The 17,202-nt window shown below is 72.2% G+C and carries 13 protein-coding genes and 4 pseudogenes; 8 read left to right on the forward strand and 9 right to left on the reverse strand.

The annotated features are described in order from the left end of the window. Positions 1 to 9: 9 nt before the first annotated feature. Together IE251_RS04065 and IE251_RS42270 are read right to left on the reverse strand one after the other, a co-directional pair. Complete coding sequence (locus IE251_RS04065; protein WP_189751518.1) at positions 10 to 153, reverse strand: hypothetical protein; 144 nt, start codon at positions 151 to 153, stop codon at positions 10 to 12. Between the two features lie 137 nt (positions 154 to 290). Then, positions 291 to 443: pseudogene (locus IE251_RS42270) on the reverse strand (IS110 family transposase); the annotation flags it as partial. Positions 444 to 879: 436 nt separating this feature from the next. Between IE251_RS42270 and IE251_RS04070 the strand changes: the two are divergent. Continuing rightward, positions 880 to 2,154, forward strand: coding sequence for a pyroglutamyl-peptidase I (locus IE251_RS04070; protein ID WP_229896573.1), 1,275 nt, complete (start codon positions 880 to 882; stop codon positions 2,152 to 2,154). 812 nt (positions 2,155 to 2,966) lie between these two features. Here IE251_RS04070 and IE251_RS04075 read toward each other — a convergent pair. The 3 genes and pseudogenes from IE251_RS04075 to IE251_RS04085 all read right to left on the reverse strand — a co-directional run bounded on the left by IE251_RS04075 (position 2,967) and on the right by IE251_RS04085 (position 6,371). After that, positions 2,967 to 4,274 (reverse strand): alpha/beta hydrolase family protein, encoded by a 1,308-nt coding sequence (locus IE251_RS04075; protein WP_229896574.1) that lies wholly within the window; start codon positions 4,272 to 4,274, stop codon positions 2,967 to 2,969. A gap of 333 nt (positions 4,275 to 4,607) precedes the next feature. After that, a pseudogene (locus IE251_RS04080) lies at positions 4,608 to 5,072 on the reverse strand (IS5 family transposase); the annotation flags it as partial. A gap of 381 nt (positions 5,073 to 5,453) precedes the next feature. After that, positions 5,454 to 6,371 (reverse strand): helix-turn-helix domain-containing protein, encoded by a 918-nt coding sequence (locus tag IE251_RS04085; protein WP_189751520.1) that lies wholly within the window; start codon positions 6,369 to 6,371, stop codon positions 5,454 to 5,456. A gap of 161 nt (positions 6,372 to 6,532) precedes the next feature. Here IE251_RS04085 and IE251_RS04090 point away from each other — a divergent pair. From IE251_RS04090 to IE251_RS40665, 3 genes and pseudogenes are all read left to right on the forward strand, one after another. Then, positions 6,533 to 7,028 (forward strand): annotated as a pseudogene (locus tag IE251_RS04090) (UbiX family flavin prenyltransferase). Positions 7,029 to 7,183: 155 nt separating this feature from the next. Continuing rightward, positions 7,184 to 8,743: a UbiD family decarboxylase gene (locus IE251_RS04095; protein ID WP_189751521.1), complete on the forward strand. Its 1,560-nt coding sequence runs from the start codon at positions 7,184 to 7,186 to the stop codon at positions 8,741 to 8,743. A gap of 68 nt (positions 8,744 to 8,811) precedes the next feature. Continuing rightward, positions 8,812 to 8,950, forward strand: a pseudogene (locus tag IE251_RS40665) (IS701 family transposase); the annotation flags it as partial. A 179-nt stretch (positions 8,951 to 9,129) separates the two neighbouring features. On the opposite strand, the gene IE251_RS04100 reads toward IE251_RS40665, so the two are convergent. Then, a complete protein-coding gene (locus IE251_RS04100; RefSeq protein ID WP_189751522.1) occupies positions 9,130 to 9,906 on the reverse strand; it encodes an IclR family transcriptional regulator in 777 nt (258 codons plus the stop codon). Positions 9,907 to 9,974: 68 nt separating this feature from the next. On the opposite strand from IE251_RS04100, the gene IE251_RS04105 reads away from it, so the two are divergent. From IE251_RS04105 to IE251_RS04120, 4 genes are read left to right on the forward strand one after another with little or no spacing between them, the layout of a single operon-like run. Continuing rightward, positions 9,975 to 11,135, forward strand: a complete 1,161-nt coding sequence (locus IE251_RS04105; protein WP_200692233.1) for a cupin domain-containing protein — start codon at positions 9,975 to 9,977, stop codon at positions 11,133 to 11,135. Position 11,136: 1 nt separating this feature from the next. Beyond that, entirely contained in the window at positions 11,137 to 11,964 is an 828-nt protein-coding gene (locus IE251_RS04110) for a fumarylacetoacetate hydrolase family protein (RefSeq protein WP_189751524.1), read from the forward strand. Next, a complete protein-coding gene (locus tag IE251_RS04115; RefSeq protein ID WP_189751525.1) occupies positions 11,961 to 12,596 on the forward strand; it encodes a maleylpyruvate isomerase N-terminal domain-containing protein in 636 nt (211 codons plus the stop codon). Before IE251_RS04110 ends, IE251_RS04115 begins: the two co-directional genes overlap by 4 nt. 28 nt (positions 12,597 to 12,624) lie before the next feature. Then, on the forward strand, positions 12,625 to 13,878 hold the full coding sequence (locus tag IE251_RS04120) for an FAD-dependent oxidoreductase (protein ID WP_189751722.1): 1,254 nt from the start codon (positions 12,625 to 12,627) through the stop codon (positions 13,876 to 13,878). A gap of 486 nt (positions 13,879 to 14,364) precedes the next feature. Here the strand turns inward: IE251_RS04120 and dmpG are convergent, their stop codons facing one another. Genes dmpG through IE251_RS04135 form a run of 3 tightly spaced genes read right to left on the reverse strand, consistent with a single transcriptional unit; the run spans position 14,365 to position 17,152 of the window. Then, positions 14,365 to 15,384, reverse strand: a complete 1,020-nt coding sequence (dmpG, locus tag IE251_RS04125) for a 4-hydroxy-2-oxovalerate aldolase (protein ID WP_189751526.1) — start codon at positions 15,382 to 15,384, stop codon at positions 14,365 to 14,367. Continuing rightward, positions 15,381 to 16,364, reverse strand: a complete 984-nt coding sequence (locus IE251_RS04130; protein ID WP_189751527.1) for an acetaldehyde dehydrogenase (acetylating) — start codon at positions 16,362 to 16,364, stop codon at positions 15,381 to 15,383. Before IE251_RS04130 ends, dmpG begins: the two co-directional genes overlap by 4 nt. Next, complete coding sequence (locus IE251_RS04135; protein WP_189751723.1) at positions 16,361 to 17,152, reverse strand: 2-keto-4-pentenoate hydratase; 792 nt, start codon at positions 17,150 to 17,152, stop codon at positions 16,361 to 16,363. Before IE251_RS04135 ends, IE251_RS04130 begins: the two co-directional genes overlap by 4 nt. Positions 17,153 to 17,202: the final 50 nt, after the last annotated feature.

The raw sequence follows: 17,202 nt of genomic DNA on the forward strand, positions 1-17,202 counted from the left end.
AACGGCGGATCATCTCGCCGACCCCACCGCCCGGATCTTCTGCGGCATGCCGACCCCACCATCCCTCTGCCCGTCGAGACCGACCCCCTCCGGGAAGTCCTCCACGATCAGCAGGCGCCGCGGGCCGCCCAGGCCGCCTTGGTCATCTTCCACGTGCTCACTTCCGGGCAGTTGCGCGGCCTGAAGACCACTGACCTGTGCGACCGACGCCTGGACCAGCTCGGCGATGGCCTTTTCCCCGGGGATGGGCGGTGTGCCGGCGTCCGGCGGCCTCGACCGCCGCTGCGGCCGGGGAACAGGCTCAGCAGGGTGCCGCACAGGCGGACCACGCGGATGCGGTCCTCGACCGGGTCGGCGACGACGCGGGCGTCGCGGGCGTCGGTCTTGCCCTCGGCGCGGTAGCCGTCGGAGGCCCGGTTCACCAGACGGCCGGAGATGTGGAGGGCTGCGGGTTGTTCGTGCCACGGGTGACCTGGCCGGCATCGCTCTGCACAGTGACCTGCCCGCACTTCCCACCGGCCTTCAGAGCATGGTGTCGTCATGATGGCTTGGCAGCCGGTGCCGGTGAGGCAGCCGTGAGGACGGCGTGGCGCCGCAGCACGGACCGGGCGCCCTCCACCACCGGCGACGAACCGGTCCGTACCGCCCTGGACCGCCCACGCCGCCTCGGCCACTGCGGTTGCCCGGCCCCCGGCTCGGACGCCCCGGGAGCGACGACGGCTCACTCCACGAATTGACGGATTCCTGGCCGCTCTGTAGCGAACAGCGGTGCCGTGGCGACGTACTCGGCTGTTCACAACCGCCACTTGCGGCCTTCTACCGCCCATGGGCCGCGCAGTGGTTGTGTTCCGTCCTATGAAACGCAATGGGAAAGCATGGATGTCGCTGAGCGCCGCGCTTCTGGTGCGCGTGGCCGCCCCGTACCCGGCCCTTGCGGCCCCCTCCGCCGCCCCTTCGGCCACGGCCGAGGAGCGGCGGCTCGCCGGTCCCGTGCCGGGGGAGATCCTGCGGGAGAGCGGGTTCGCCGACGTGATCACCGGTTTCGGCCGCGATCTGGCCACCGCCCGTACGCCCGCGCAGGCCGAGCGGGTAGTGGTACGTGACGGGCGGCGGCTGTGGCAGCGGGCTGTGGACCGGGTGCAGGGGAGGGGCCCGGCCGGTGGTGCGCTGAGCCGGGACGATGACCGGCCGCTGTACTGGGCGCGGCTGGGCATGACGCGGACGCTCCGGGAGTGGAAGCCGGACTTCCGATTGTCCGGAAAACAGCGCACGGACCTCATCGCCGAGGTCGAGCGGACCTCACGCGGACAGGACTCCGTCGACCTGCCGCCGGGGCGCGGTCTGAAGCGCGTACTGATCACCGGCTTCGACCCGTTCCAACTGGACGACGACGCGCGGCGCTCCAACCCCTCCGGCGCGGCGGCCCTCGCCCTCGACGGCACGACCGTCCGGACCCCCGGCGGGCTCGCGCGCGTGGAGGCGGTCGTCTTTCCCGTGCGCTGGGGGGACTTCGCGGACGGCACGGTAGAACGGACGCTCCTGCCGTACTTCCGGCCGGGGCCGCGGCGTGTGGACCTCTTCACCACCATCAGCCAGGGCCGGCCCGGCCGCTTCGACGTCGAGCGCACCAACGGCGCCTGGCGCGGCGGCCATCCGGACAACGCGGACGTCTCCCGCACGGAGACCGTACCCGTGCCGCCGGGCATCCCCACCGTCCACCCGCAGCCGCAGTGGACGTCGACGACCCTGCCGTACGCGGCGCTCACGACGGCCCGGACCGGCCCGTACCCCGTCCACGACAACACCGCCGTCACCGAGATCCCGGCAGGCGGCACGGCCCCCGTCGTCCGCCCGAACGGCCCGACCCCCGGCTCCACGGCCCGCCAGGGCGGCGGGGGCGACTACCTCTCCAACGAGATCGCCTACCGCGCGACGCTCCTGCGCGACGCGCTGCGGTTGCGGGTACCGGGCGGGCATCTGCACACGCCTGTGCTCGAGTTCGGGGCGTCCAATGCGGATCCGGCGACGGGGCGGGTGAGTGATCCCGTCTTCGTGCGGAACCGGATGGCGATCGTGGGGCAGGTGCGGGCGCTTGTGGCTGTGGCGGCGGGTGGTACGGCCGCTGCGCCGGGGGCGGGCTCTCGGACCCACTGACCGCCCGGTGTCCTCGAACGCCGGACAGGCTGAATTCGCTGGTCACGGTCCGTGCCATCCAGCCCGTCCGGCTTTCGAGGACGCGCCCGCAGGGCGTTCCCGCCGCAGGCGGCAACGGACCCGAGGTTCGGGGTCTGGGGCAGCGCCCCAGTTTCGGGAACGAGCGGGGCTGGGGAACAAACCGCCCGCCTCACCTCCCCGTGCAGCACCGGGCAGGAGAGAGCCGCCGGGGCCGCGGCTGTCCGGAACCGGTGGTCGATCAACGCGACGACGGTGCGCGATTCGAGCAGGGGGCCATGAAGTCGCGACGCAGGAGGCGAAGACGCGGTGGACGGCCTTGCCCGAATAGGGCAGGCGGAAGGAGAACAGGTAGCAGGTGACGAGCTCACCGGCCAGCCACACCTCGACGTCGCCCAAGTCAACCGCAGCCTCTTCATCGGACGCGCCATCGTGCTCGCCACCCGGGTTCCGTTCTTCGCCCGGGGCAACATCACCGGTACGGTCGCTGCATGCGCGGTGATGTGCGTCCATGGCGGTGCCGGCGTCGGTGAGACTCTCGCCGTCGACATCATCATGAGGAGACGGTTGGTGGCCCCGACGGTCTGTGGCGGGGCTGCCGCCGTATGGGTGGTCGTCGTGAGGTGGCCGGCGTGCCCGGGCGTCGGACCCGCTCCGGCATGCCGGCGAGTTGGGCGAGCCGCGATGGGCGGTGGCCGGGAAGGGCATGCTGCCGGCCCCCGCCATGGCGCGGGGGCCTTGCGTAGTGCGGGCTGGTCATGAGGAGGAGGCCCCGGGAGGCTCCTGCGGGGCCTTCAGCCGATGAATCGTACGTCCGGGTGGAGCGGGGAGGGGCCGTCGAGCAGTGGCTGGTGGCGGCCGCGCAGGTGCTGGTCGAAGAAGGCGGTGAGGTAGGCCCGGCGGCTCGTGGTGAACCGTGCCGGGTCGACGGTGCCGGTCATCCGGGCCGGCAGCCCCTGCGGCAGTGTGAGCCGCTCGGCGAGGCCGGGCAGGATGGTCTGATAGTCGGTGAAGGAGTTGTGCTCGGCCGCCTCCGTCCACAGATCACGTTTCCAGCCGGTGGAGTTGTGCCACATCGCCTGCCAGGACGGGGAGTGCTCGTGGGTGTGGGGCAGCCTGCCGGAGGGCACCGCGAGCCATGCCCCCATCTGCAGGAACGGCCGGTCCAGCCCGCTGCGGGCGACCGGCAGCAGCAGTTCGGGGTCGGTCCAGTCGTAGCCGAGGGGGCCGTCGAGGTTGACGCCGGCACGGATACGGCCATCCACGCGCATCGCCTCGGCGGTCGTCATCCCGCCGAGCGAATGCCCGAACATGCCGGTACGCGTAAGGTCCAAGGCCCGCCCGAGACCACGTGGCAGCGGCCGCTTCCCGGCGTCGGGGTTGCCGCCGCGTGCGAGCACGACGAGCTGGTCGAGGACGAACGGGATGTCGGCGACCCTGACCTCCAGCGCGGCCCTGGACCGGTCGACGCCTGACGCGATGGCAGCGAGCCCGGGGGCGGGCTCGACGACGCGGCCGTCGGGGAACTCGACCGCGTGTGCCTCGTGGACAGGGTCGATGGTGATCACCGCATAGCCGCGGCTCGCCAACTCCTCCACGGCGGTGGTGTCCAGGGTGCGCTCGTTGTACATGCCCGGCGAGTACAGCACCACGGGCAGCCGCCGGCCCCGGGACAGCGCGGCCACGCCGGTGCGGGCGTGGGTGATGAATCCGGCCCAGTCGACGGCCCCCTGGTCCACCTGGAGGATCTTCGCCGCGCCCGCCGCGAAGACCGCGGCCGCGCCCGCACGCATGTAGGGCGCCCGGGGCCCGTCTTCGGCTGTGGCGCGGTCGGCGGGATACCAGATGCTGACCATGAGTTCCCTGGACCTCGACGCCGCCTCGCCCGCCCACCAGGGGCCACGACGCGTCCGGTCCACCAGGTGCAGTTCGGTGACACCGATCGGATGTGGCCCGGTGGGGCGGGGGAGTTCGAGCCGTACGGGCCCGGTGGAGGCGGTCGGCGCGGCGGACGCGTGAGCGGCCGGGCCCAGAGCCGGGGCGGCACCCAGCACCGCCAGGGCGCCCGCGCGGGCGAGCAGCCGCCGCCGTGTCACGGACATGGCTGAAGTATCAGACGGGCTGGAGGAGTCGAAAGTGTCCCTGAATCGCATGACGCGATCCTGGTCGCGCCTTGCGCTCGGATCCATGGGGCCAGCCGGATAGTATCCGGCGTCCATCCGGCCTAACGAGCTCTGCACGGCAGGCGGTGAGGCGTCGAGCTCCTGATCGTCGTTCATGGTCGTGTGGTGGGGATGTGTCTCGTGCAGCGATCATCAGCGACCGGAGGATCACGGGTCTGTCGGCCGATGTGATCGCTGAACTGGTGGCCGAGCTGGGCCCCTTGTGGCACGAGCAGCGGCATCAGGCCAGGCGGTGTCCAGGCAGCGGAAGCGGTGGGCGGCCGAGACGCCGACGACCAGGGGCAGTCCGTTCGCGTCCGACAGGATGTGCATCCTGGAACCCGGCTTGCTTTGGTCCACGGGGCTCGGACCTGTGTGTGTTCGCCCCCTTTTTTCCGCCCCGACGTGGGCGGTGTCGAGAACGACGCGGGTGACGTCGATGAGGCCGGCGCCGTCGAGCCGGTGCAGGACCGCTTCGTGCAGGCGGCCCCAGACGCCGGCTCTGGACCAGATGAGGAACCGGCGGTGGGCGGTGGACTTCGAAACGCCGAAACAGGGTGGCAGCGCCCGCCAGACGCAGCCGCTGACCAACACGTAGATGATGGCCGCGAACAGCGTCTCATCAGGAGTGTTGGCCGTTCCGCCGCCCTGCGGCCGTGTGCGTTGTCCCGGGACCAGCGGCTTGGCGATCTCCCACAGCTCGTCCGGCACGATCCAACTCCACGTTCCCCGCCCCACACCGGGTCAACGTCCGCCTCACCACGTAGGACATGGCCTCGTCTCCCACTCGTACCATCTGGCGGTCCGCAGGCCAGGTCCTTGCCGTTCCGCCAGATGAAGGTGAGGGCAGCGGCCCGGATTCCCCTCGACCTGTCCACGCAACTGCTCAGGCGAAGCCGCGGGCAGCGTGGAGCACCCGGATTCGCTGTAGCAGCTCGCCCCAGGCTGCCAGCCCGGACCAGCTCGCTCGCGTATCCGCAGGTTGGACCGTCATGTACGTGGTGCCAAGCTGTGACGGCGGCGGAGCCGGGCGTCAGTACCGCGAAGAACAGGCCGTGGCCGCCGTGGCCGTCGTGTCCTGGTGCGCCACGGCGGGTGAGGTCCGTCCCGCCGGGGCGGTCACTGTGCCGGGGGCCGTTGCGTCTCCGTGCGCGCGCGTCTGCGGAAGCCGAGGGGTGTCTCCGAGGTGCGGTGGCGGAAGAAGCGGGTGAAGACCGTCGTGCTGGAGAAGCCGAGCCGGTCCGCGATCGCGGACGCCGGGAGCTGTGTGTGCAGCAGCAGCCGTTTGGCCTCCAGGACCAGCCGGTCGTCGATGAACGCCTTGGCCCCGCGCCCGACCGCGGCGTTCGTGGCGCGGGTCAGCGACCGCACGCTGTAGCCGAGGCGGGCCGCGTACGCCTCGACCTGGTGGTGACGGGCGAAGTCCTGCTCGACGGCGTCACGGAAGCGGCGGAAGGTTTCGTCCCCGGCATGCTTGCGCTGCCCGCCCGGCAGGTTCGCCAGGCGCAGCACCAGGATGGACAGGGCATGTCGGACGACCGCGACGTGGACCTCCAGCGGCAGGTCACGCAGCCGGTGGTACTCGCCCTCCAACAGCTCCAGCGTCCGATCCAGGGGCTGCGCGGCCTGCGGCGCGGGGGACATCGGCAGTCTCCAGGCCCTGCGGTCCAGTTGTGCCCCGGTGACGGTGGCCGCGTCGAGGAAGCTCGCCTGGAACAGCACCACCGCCGTATCCGGTACGTCCGCACCGCCCCGGCACCCGTCCGGGAACCGTACGAACTGGCCGGGGCGGATCCACAGCCAGCTCCCGGGCGCCACCTGGCAGTCGGTGGTGTCCACCACGCAGCGCAGGAGCCCCGAGCGCACGGACATCACGAGATGGAATTCCAGGCGCACGGGCGCGTCGGCCGTCGCACCGAGCCGCCCGATCCTGGTCAGCAGCCCGGGCAGGTCGGTGACCTCCACGCCGGGCGGCCCGCCAGGTGTGGTGGGGAAGGGGAAGGCGACAGGGCCGGAATCCTGTCCGATTCTGCTCATCTCGTGCCCGAGTCTATCGCCGGGCAGCGTGCGGAGATCCCTAGCGTGAACTGTGGAACGGCCGGGGAACGGGCGTGGCACCGAGTGCCAGCGGCCCACCCTGACGACTGATTCTGCGCACCTGGCCACCGGGCCGTGCGCCGAGCGGAGGAGGACGGCGGATGCGGCTGATCGTGGGGATGACCGAGGTGACCGGGGCCGTGTTGGGGGTACGGCTGCTGGAACGGCTGGCCGACGTCACCCACCGCCCGGAGGATCAGGACTCGCCGCTGTCCTCCGGTTCCTTCCGTACCGACGGGATGGTGATCGGTGCCGTGCAGCATGAAGACCCTGGCGGGGGCCCGTGCCGGCCACGCCGCCGGACTCGTGGGCCGTGTGGCGGACGTCGTACTCAAGGAAGGCGGACCGCTCGCCCTGGTCCCGTGTGAGACCCCGCTCAACGAGATCCACCTGGAGAACATGCTCGCACCCGCACAGGTGGGCGCGCGCATCGTTCCCCCCATGCCCGCCTTCTGCAACCATCCGCGCACCGTCGACGACATCGTCGACCACCTGGTGGTACGTGTCCTCGGCCGGCTCGGTGTCGAGACCCCCGCCCGCGGCCGCTGGACCGGCACGCGCCCAGCCCGCGCCGAGCGACCCGCCGGCACCCCCTGACCGCCCCCACCCCGTTCACGGACCGGTCCGGCGCCGTTGCTTCCGACCGGCGGTGTCCTGAGCGGCGGCCCCGTGAGCGGCCCGACGCCCCGCCCCTGACCGGTCCCCAATCCCGACCCGCCCCACATCCAGACGAACAGGAGCCCGCCCGCGCCATGACCACGCAGCCCGACCCCGGCCGCGCCCCCCGCACCGGCCGTGACCTCGACCGTGCCCCCGGCCACTCCCCGCACCCCGCTCCCGACCCCGCCCTCGACTTCCGGGCCTTCGTCGCACGGCTGCTGGCCGACGGCGACGCGGTGGAGATCGGCAGGAGCGTCGATCCGCACCTCGAAGTGGGTGCCGTGACCCGTCGGGCCTACGAGACCGGCGCGCCTGCCCCCTTGTTCACCTCCCTCACCGGCGCCGCTCCCGGCCACCGCGTCCTGGGCGCCCCGGCCGGACTGGGCGACCCCCGGTCGGGCGCCGCCCACGCGCGGCTCGCCGCGCACGTCGGGCTGCCCCGCGATGCCGGGCCGCGCCGGATCGTGGAACACCTCGTCGCCGCCATGCACGCGGACCCCGTCGCGCCGGTCGAGGTCGCCACCGGCCCGTGCAAGCAGAACGTCCGCATCGGTGACGACGTCGACCTGGAACTCTTCCCCGTACCCCTGCTCCACCAGGAGGACGGCGGGCGGTACTTCGGCACCTACGGTTTCCACGTGGTGCGCACCCCGGACGGCTCGTGGACGAGCTGGTCGGTGGCCCGCACCATGCTGCGCGACCGCAGGACCCTGGTCGGTCCCGCCATGGCGCAGCAACACGTCGGCATGATCCGCGAGGCGTGGCGCGGGACGGGCCGGCACACGCCGTGGGCGATGGTCCTGGGCGCCCCGCCCGCGGCGCTCGCCGCCGCGGGGATGCCGCTCCCGGCGTACGTCGACGAGGACGGCTACGTCGGCGCGCTCACCGGCAGCCCGGTCGAGGTGGTCCGTACCGAGACGAACGGACTGTACGTACCCGCCAACGCCGAAATCGTCCTGGAGGGTTACCTCAGCAGCGACGAGACCGCCCCCGAGGGGCCGATGGGGGAGTACCACGGGTACGCGTTCCCCGACGGCAAGGAGCAGCCCGTCTTCCACGTCGAGGCGGTCACCTACCGCGACGACCCGATCCTGCCGGTCTGCGCGGCCGGGGTGCCGCCGGAGGAGAACCACACGATCTGGGGCACCATGATCGCGGCCGCCGCCCTGGACGTGCTGCGCAGCGCCGGGCTGCCGGCCGCCCTGGCGTGGTGCCCCTACGAGGCCGCCACCTGCTGGCTCGCCGTCTCCGTCGACCGCGCCCGGCGGACCGAACTCGGTCTGGACCGCGCCGGGTTGATTCGTTCGATCGCCGACGTGCTGTTCGCCTCGCACGCCGGATGGCTGGTGCCCAAGGTGATCGTCGTCGACGACGACATCGACGTCACCGACATCGGCCAGGTCGTCTGGGCGCTCGCCACCCGCAGTCACCCGGACACCGGTCACCACACCTTCCCGCAGGCCCCCGGCATCCCGATGGTCCCCTACCTCACCCCGGAGGAGGTCCGCGCCGCCCGGGGCGGCAAGTCGGTCACGGACTGCCTGCTGCCGGACGACTTCCGCGGCACCACCGCCTCCTTCCGCACGTCCTACCCCCGCGAACTGCAAGAGCACGTGCTGGAGAACTGGAAGGACTACGGCTACGACGCCTGACGGTACGGAGACCTGACCGCCGCGGTGGCCACGGGGTGCGCGGTGAGGAACACCGGCCCGGCTGGATCAACCGGGAACGGTGCCGCCGGGCCGGCATCGACGACGAGGCCGTCTTCGAGACGGAGACGACCATGGCCAAGGCCATGCTCCGACGCGTCATCACGGACCCGGGTCCCGTTCCGGTGGACGACCGCGGACGCCACTCACATGCTCTGGGCTACGACCCGCGCACCAAGGTCGGCCCGATGCGGTGCATTGCCGCAGCACTGCTGCGCTTCCCCGCCCCGATCATCCCGGCGCGCTCCAAGCCGGCGTGGCCGGTCCCGCGTCGGAGGCACCGGCACGTCGCGCGTCGGACTCGAGCGGCCGACGAGCCTGGTCCCGTCTCAGAACGGGTCGGCCAGGTCTTCGTCGAGGGCGCGCACCGCCGCCTCCAGTGTGGCGACCAGCGACTGCAAACGCTTCGGGTCGTAGCGCACGCTGGGCATCGACACCGACAGCCCGGCCAGCGCGGTACCGTCTCGACCACGCACCGGGACACCGACGGCGATCAGACCCCGTTCGGAGCGCTCCTTGTTGACGGCGAACCCGTTGCGGTGCAGCCGCCGCAGCTCGGTCCGCAGCCGGGCGAGATCCGGCCGCTCGGCCGGACGGTCGCGGTAGCGCTCCGGCGCGTACACCTCGTCCAGCTCCTCGTCGGTGAGGTCCGCGAGCAGCAGCAGTCCCGCCGTCGTGCGGTGGGCCGGGAACACCATGCCTTCACGGGAGCCGACCCTGAGCGCCTGCCGGCACTCGACGCTGGCGATGAACCGGGCGGTGTCCCCGGTGCGTACGATCAAGTTCGTCGTCTCGTCCAGGAGGTCCATGACCCGGTGCAGGTGCGGCAGGGCCGCCACGCGCAGCCGCGACACCAGTGACTGGGAGTGCGTGGCCAGCTCCAGCACCGGCCCGGCGCGGTAGACGCGGTCCTCGCCCTGCACGGCGAAGTCCCGGTACACGAGCATCGCCAGCACCCGGTGGGCGGTCGACCTGGCGACGCCGAGGCGCTCGGCGATCTGTGACACGGTCGCGCCGCCTTCCATCTGCAGCATGGTCGCCGCCCGCAGCGCGTGGTCCACGCTGGCGATCGGGTAGGGCGGCGGCGTCTTGAGCGGCTTGTCCATGGCGGCCTCCAGATTCTGCTGTCCGGAATCTACATGTTCTTTGTGCAGACGCGATGCACGCTGTCGCCGTGACTGAGTCCTCCATCGCCCACGACACCGCCCCGCTTTCCCCCGTCCGGCTCCAAGCCGTCTCCGCGGAGGGTCAGCCGGAGGCCACCCCGGCCCTCGAACAGCTCTACCGGGGATTCGAACAGGAACTCCTCGTCCCGCTGTGGACCGAGATCGGCGACCTGATGCCGGCCCACCCGCGCTCGCGCGCCGTGCCGCACCTGTGGCGCTGGGAGCGGCTGCGCGCGCTGGCGGCCGAGGCGGGCGACCTGGTCCCCGTCGGCCGCGGCGGCGAACGCCGGGCCATCGCCCTGGCCAACCCCTTCCTCGGCGGCCGGCCCTTCGCCACCCCGACCCTGTGGGCGGCCATCCAGTACCTGATGCCTGGCGAGGACGCACCCGAGCACCGGCACACCCAGCACGCCTTCCGCTTCGTCGTCGAGGGCTCGGGCGTGTGGACGGTCGTCGGCGGCGACCCGGTGCCGATGAACCGCGGCGACTTCCTCCCGCAGGCCGGCTGGAACTGGCACGCCCACCACAACGCCACCTCGGAGCCGATGGCGTGGATCGACGGTCTGGACATCCCCTTCCAGTACGTCACCGAGGCCCAGTTCTTCGAGTTCGGCCGCGACGAGATCGGCGACGCCGAGCGGATCACCCCCGAACGCTCGCGCTCCGAGCGCCTGTGGGCCCACCCCGGCCTGCGCCCGCTGTCGGCCGCGCCCGCGACACCGGGCAGCCCGCTGCTGGCCTACAAGTGGGAGTACACCAACGCCGCCCTCACCGATCAGCTGCTGCTGGAGAAGGAGGGGTACGGCGGCACCGTCGAGCCCGGCCACGCCGCGGTCCGCTACTCCAACCCGCACGACGGCTCCGACGTCCTGCCGACCGTCCGTGCCGAGTTCCACCGCGTCGCCCGGGGTGCCGAGACCGCGCCCGTGCGCGAGACCGGCTCCTCCGTCTACCAGGTCTTCGACGGCTCCGGCGTGGTGAGCGTCGGCGACAGATCCTGGACGGTCAGCCGTGGCGACCTGTTCGTCGTCCCGTCCTGGGAGCCGTTCTCCGCCCGCTCCGAGGCCGGCGCCACCGACTCGGACGAGGGCGCCCTGGACCTGTTCCGCTTCAGTGACGCGCCCGTCTTCGAGGCGCTCCACCTCGACCGCACCCAGAAGGACGCCTGACATGAAGCTCGCCACCCTCCGCACCGCCGACGGCACTCGCGCGGTCCGCCTCGACGGCGACGTCCTCGTCGACCTCGGCCACGCCGGCCTGGGCGAGCTGTTCGCCGAGGACGGCTGGCAGGACCGGGCCGCCGCGGCGACCGGCACCACCTACCCCGTCGACGGCGCCGACTTCGCGCCGGTCGTCCCGAGCCCCTCCAAGGTCATCTGCGTCGGCCACAACTACACCAACCACATCAAGGAGATGGGCCGGGACCTGCCGGTCTACCCCACGCTCTTCCCGAAGTTCGCCGAGACCCTGATCGGCGCGCACGACGACATCGTCAAGCCGGCCGAGACCGAAGCGCTCGACTGGGAGGTCGAACTGGCCGTCGTCATCGGCAAGGAGGTGCGCCGCGCCGACGAAGAGCAGGCCGCCGAGGCCATCGCCGGCTTCACCGTCATGAACGACATCTCCGCTCGCGACTGGCAGTTCCGCACCATCGAGTGGACCCAGGGCAAGATCTGGGAGGCCACCACCCCCGTCGGTCCCTACCTCGTCACTCCCGACGAGGTGGGCGGCGTCCGCCCCGCGCTCGAAGTGAAGACGACCGTCGACGGCGAGGTCATGCAGCGCGACGACACCGGCACGCTGCTGTTCGACCCGGTGTTCCTTGTCCAGTACATCTCCACCGTCATCACCCTGCGTCCCGGTGACATCATCGCCACCGGCACCCCGGCCGGCGTGGGCAATGCCCGCGACCCCAAGATCTTCCTGCTCCCCGGCCAGACCGTGGTCACCGAGATCACCGGCCTGGGCGCCTGCGTCAACAAGGTGGTCCAGGCATGAGCACCGCCACGCGGACCTTCACCGACGCGCGCGCCTGGGTCCGCATCGGCACCGAGCTGCTGCTCGACGCCGTCACGGGCCTCGACGAGGCCGCCTTCAAGGCCCCGAGCGCGCTCCCGGACTGGACGCGCAAACACCTCGTGGCGCACGTCGCCGCCAACGCCGATGCCCTGTGCAATCTGGTGCACTGGGCGGCCACCGGTGAACCCACGCCGATGTACGCCTCCGCCGAGGAGCGCGCCGCCGGCATAGCGAAGGGCCCCGCCCTCTCCGCCGACGAGCTCCGCTCCTGGCTGACGGACTCCGCGCATCAGCTCACGGCCGGCCTGGACAGGCTGACCGACGAACAGTGGCGGCACGAGGTCGTCACCGCCCAGGGCCGCACCGTCCCCGCCACCGAACTGCCGTGGATGCGCGCCCGCGAGGTGTGCGTCCACGCCGCTGACCTCGGCACCGGCGTCGTCACCTTCGCCGACCTGCCGAAGGGCTTCCTGACCGCCCTGGTCGCCGAGATCAGCGCGAAACGGGAGTTGACCGGGCTCCCCGACGGCCCGCTGCCCGATGTCGCCGCCTGGCTGGCCGGTCGCTCCCACTCGCTCGCCGACGCTCCCGAGCTCGGCCCGTGGCTGTAGAGAAGTGAGTCCCATGTCCAACCCTGATGTGATCGTCGTCGGCGGCGGCCTCGGCGGCCTCGGCGCCGCCTTCTCGCTCACCCGCCAAGGCCTCGCCGTCCGCCTGCTGGAGAGCGCCCCCGCCTTCGGGGAGGTCGGCGCCGGCATCCAGCTCGCCCCCAACTGCACCCGCATCCTCGACGACTACGGCCTGCTGGACGAAGCCAAGACCCTCGGGGTGCTCCCGGACGCGATGGTCATGCGCGACGCCGTCGACGGCGACGAGCTGACCCGGCTCGACCTGCGCGACCTGGAGAAGCGCTACGGCTACCCGTACCTGGTCATCCACCGCAGCGACCTGCACGGCCTGCTGTTGCGCGCCTGCGAGCGCGCCGGCGTCGAACTGATCAACGACGCGCACGTCACCTCGTACGAGAACACCGACGGTGGTGCCCGCGTGACCGTCGCCTCCGGCGAGACGCACGAGGCCGGCATGGTGATCGCCGCCGACGGCCTGCACTCCCCGGCGCGCAGGTTGTTCGTCGGCGACGAGCCGGTCTCCTCCGCCTACGTCGCCTACCGCGGCACCGTCCCCGCCGAGCAGCCGCGGGTGCAGTCCGTCGACCTCAGCGAGGTCGCGGTGTATGTCGGCCCCGGCTGCCACTTCGTCCACTACGGCCTGCGCGGCGGCGAACTGCTCAACCAGGTCGCGGTCTTCGAGTCGCCCAAGGCCCTGGCAGGCCGGGACGAGTGGGGCACGCCCGACGAGCTCGACGCCGCCTTCGCCGGGACCTGCGACTTCGTCCAGGACGGGCTGCCGTTCATGTGGCGGGACAAGTGGTGGCGCATGTTCGACCGCGACCCGATCATGACCTGGGTCCATGGACGGATCGCGCTCCTCGGCGACTCCGCGCATCCACCGCTGCAGTACATCGCCCAGGGCGCGATCATGGCCATCGAGGACGGCTGGGTACTGGGCGAGCACGTCGCCCGCCACCGGGCCGGGGACGGCACGGTCGACTGGAGCAGTGCCCTCGCCGCCTACGAGGCCGTCCGCCCCGAGCACTGCCGGCGCGTGCTGACCACGTCCCGCAAGTGGGGCGAGCTGTGGCACCTCGACGGCCTCGCCCGCGAGCAGCGCAACGCCCTGCTGCGCGCCCGTGACACCTACGACTACTCCTTCACCGACTGGCTGTACGGCCCGACCGCCCTCACCCCCGACGAGGAGCCGCCGATGTTCACGCCCGTCCCGCTGTCCGCGGCGGCCGTCGGTGAGACGGTGGGGACGGGTGGCGCGGCATGAGCGACGCCTGACTCCGGCCTTCGGCCCGCATCCCGTGCGACTGTCCGGCGGGGTGCGGGCCTGCGCATGTCCCGACGAGCGCGCCGGGACCAGCGATGTGCTGAGGCGATCGCGACGGGCGCCGGTGGGGGTCACCGCACGGCCGGCCGGGGGTGCCGTACCTCCTCGATCGGGGGCCGGCCGTGCGGTGCCTGCTCTGGCGCCGGGGCCGTGTACCCGAGGAACTTCGAGGTCGACGGCGCGCTCCGCACCTACGTCGCCTCCGACGCCCGCCACACCTGGCCCTCGGAGCGGCGGCAGGAGGCTGCCGCCAACGCCGTGCAGCCACCGGAATTCCAGGCGGGCACGGCGAAGGTCCAGGTCCGTAACCCGGACCTGGACCTGACCGCGGGCTCCCCGGCCCGCTGTTGTCCTGCACCCGCTCAGGACCTTGCGGTTGTGGCGTTCAGCGGTTCAACGGCGCCGCCGGCGAGGATCGCCCCGGTGTCAGCCGGCCGTGCGGCCGTCCGCCAGGGTGAGGGCCACGTCGATGATCATGTCCTCCTGGCCGCCGACCAGGCCCCGTCGGCCGCACTCCATCAGAATGGCGCGGACGTCGACGCCGTAGCGGCCGGAGGCGATCTCCGCGTGACGCAGGAAGGAGGAATAGACGCCGGCGTAGCCCAGCGTGAGGGTTTCGCGGTCCACGCGGACCGGGCGGTCCTGGAGCGGGCGGACCAGGTCGTCGGCGGCGTCCTGCAGCTGGAACAGGTCGCAGCCGTGCTGGAGGCCCGAGAGGTTCGCCACCGCGATGAACGCCTCCAGGGGGCAGTTGCCCGCGCCCGCGCCGTGGCCCGCCAGGGAGGCGTCGACGCGGCGCACACCGTGCTCCACGGCGACGATGCTGTTGGCCACCGACAGCGAGAGGTTCTCGTGGGCGTGGATGCCGATCTCGGTGGCGTCGTCCAGGACGTCGCGATAGGCCCGGACCCGGTCGGCGACGTCCTTCATGGTGAGCCGGCCGCCGGAGTCGGTGACGTAGACGCAGTGCGCGCCGTAGGACTCCATCAGCCGGGCCTGCTCGGCGAGTTGGGCCGGTTCGGCGCGGTGGGAGAGCATCAGGAAGCCGGAGACGTCCATCCCCAGTTCGCGGGCCGCGGCGATGTGCTGCGCGGAGATGTCCGCCTCGGTGCAGTGGGTAGCCACCCGGACCGAGCGCACCCCCAGGTCGTAGGCGGTCCGCAGGTCGTGGATGGTGCCCACGCCGGGCAGCAGCAGGGTGGTCAGCCGTGCTCGTTCCAGCACCGAGGCCGCCGCCTCGATCCACGCCCAGTCGGTGTGGGAACCGGGGCCGTAGCTGAGGGAGCCGCCCGCCAGCCCGTCGCCGTGGGCGACCTCGATGGCATCGACGCCGGCGGCGTCCAGTGCCCGTACGATCCGCCGCACGTCCGCCGGAGTGATCCGGTGCCGGACGGCGTGCATCCCGTCCCGCAGGGTCACGTCCTGGACGAAGATGCTGCTGCTCATGCCGTCACCCCGCACGTACCGGCCGTACGGGCCGCGATCCGCTCGGCCACCCCGAGGGCGGCCGAGGTCATGATGTCGAGGTTGCCCGCGTAGGCCGGGAGATAGTGGGCCGCGCCCTCGACCTCCAGGAACACGGACACTTGGTGGGTCGGCCGGCCGGCCGCGCCTGCGTCCAGCAGGGTATGTACAGGCTGGTCCGCGGGGACCGGGGTGATCTGCACCTGCTGCTTGAGCCGGTAGCCGGGGACGTAGGCCGACACCTCGGCCACCATCGCGGCGACGCTTCTCCGGATCGCGGTGTGCCGGGCGGTGTCGGGAGCCTCCACCAGGCAGAGCACGGTGTCCCGCATGATCAGCGGCGGCTCGGCCGGGTTGAGGATGATGATCGCCTTGCCGCGGTCCGCACCGCCCACCTCGACCAGCGCCCGGGACGTGGTCTCGGTGAACTCGTCGATGTTGGCGCGGGTGCCCGGACCGGCCGACCTGGAGGCGATCGAGGCGACGATCTCCGCGTAGCGGACCGGGGCCACTCTGGAGATCGCGGCGACCACCGGGATGGTGGCCTGGCCGCCGCAGGTGACCATGTTCACGTTCGGAGCGTCCAGGTGCTCCTCCATGTTGACCGCCGGGACGACGTACGGGCCGATCGCCGCCGGAGTCAGGTCGATCAGCCGCTTGCCGAGCGGTGTCAGCTTCGCCGCGTTGATCCGGTGGGCTCCCGCCGAGGTGGCGTCGAAGACGATGCCGATGTCGGCGAAGCCGGGCAGGGCGATCAGCCCGTCCACGCCGTCGTGCGTGGTGGGCACGTTCAGGCGCCTGGCGCGGGCCAGGCCGTCGGACGCCGGGTCGATGCCGACCATGGCGCCCATCTCCAGGTGTCGGGCGGTGCGCAGCACCTTGATCATGAGGTCGGTGCCGATGTTGCCCGACCCGATGATCGCGACCTTGGTGCGTGGCGCACCGTCAGCGCGCGTTGTCATACCGTTCCTTCCCCGACAGAGGTGGTGACCGTGCCCAGCCCGCCGATCGTCGCGGTGACCTGTGCGCCCGGTGCGAGCGGGCTCATCGGCCCGAGCGCACCGGAGAGCACCACATGACCGGCCCGCAGCGGATCGCCCAGGTCACGCGCGGTGCGCGCCAGCCAGAGCACCGCGGCGAGCGGGTCGCCCAGACAGTCCGCGCCGGTGCCCTCGGACACGGTCCGGCCGTCGACGGACATCTCCATCACGGCCGTCCGCGGCTCGAACTCGGTGAGGCCGCGACGTTCCCGGCCGAGTACGAAGGCACCCGCGGAGGCGTTGTCGGCGACCGTGTCGGACAGGGTGATGTCCCAGCCCTCGATGCGGCTGCCGCAGATCTCCAGGGCGGCCACGGCATGATCGACCGCGGCCCGCACCCGGGCAAGGTCCAGCGGGCCCACGGCCAGGTCCTCGCCCAGCACGAACGCGACCTCGGCCTCGACGCGGGGCTGGAGCACGGACGCGTACGGCACGGTGTCGCCGTCCGCATACGCCATGTCGTCGAGCAGTACTCCGAAGTCCGGCTGGTCGACGCCGAGTTGTCGTTGTACGGCGGACGAGGTCAGACCGATCTTGTGGCCCACGACGCGGGCGCCGCGTTCCAGGCGTACCGCCGTGACCCGCTGCTGCACGGCGTACGCGGCACCGGTGTCGCCGGTGCCGATCAGATCCCGCACCGGTGCGCACGGAACGCGGGTGGCGGCGGCCTCCAGCAGCCGATCGGCCGCCTCGGCGACCCCCTGCGGCACCCGCTGGGCGCCGGCCTTCCGCGGTCCGTCGTGGGCAGCGGCCGCCCGCT

The organism is Streptomyces eurythermus, assembly GCF_014649115.1.
GTDB lineage: Bacteria > Actinomycetota > Actinomycetes > Streptomycetales > Streptomycetaceae > Streptomyces > Streptomyces eurythermus.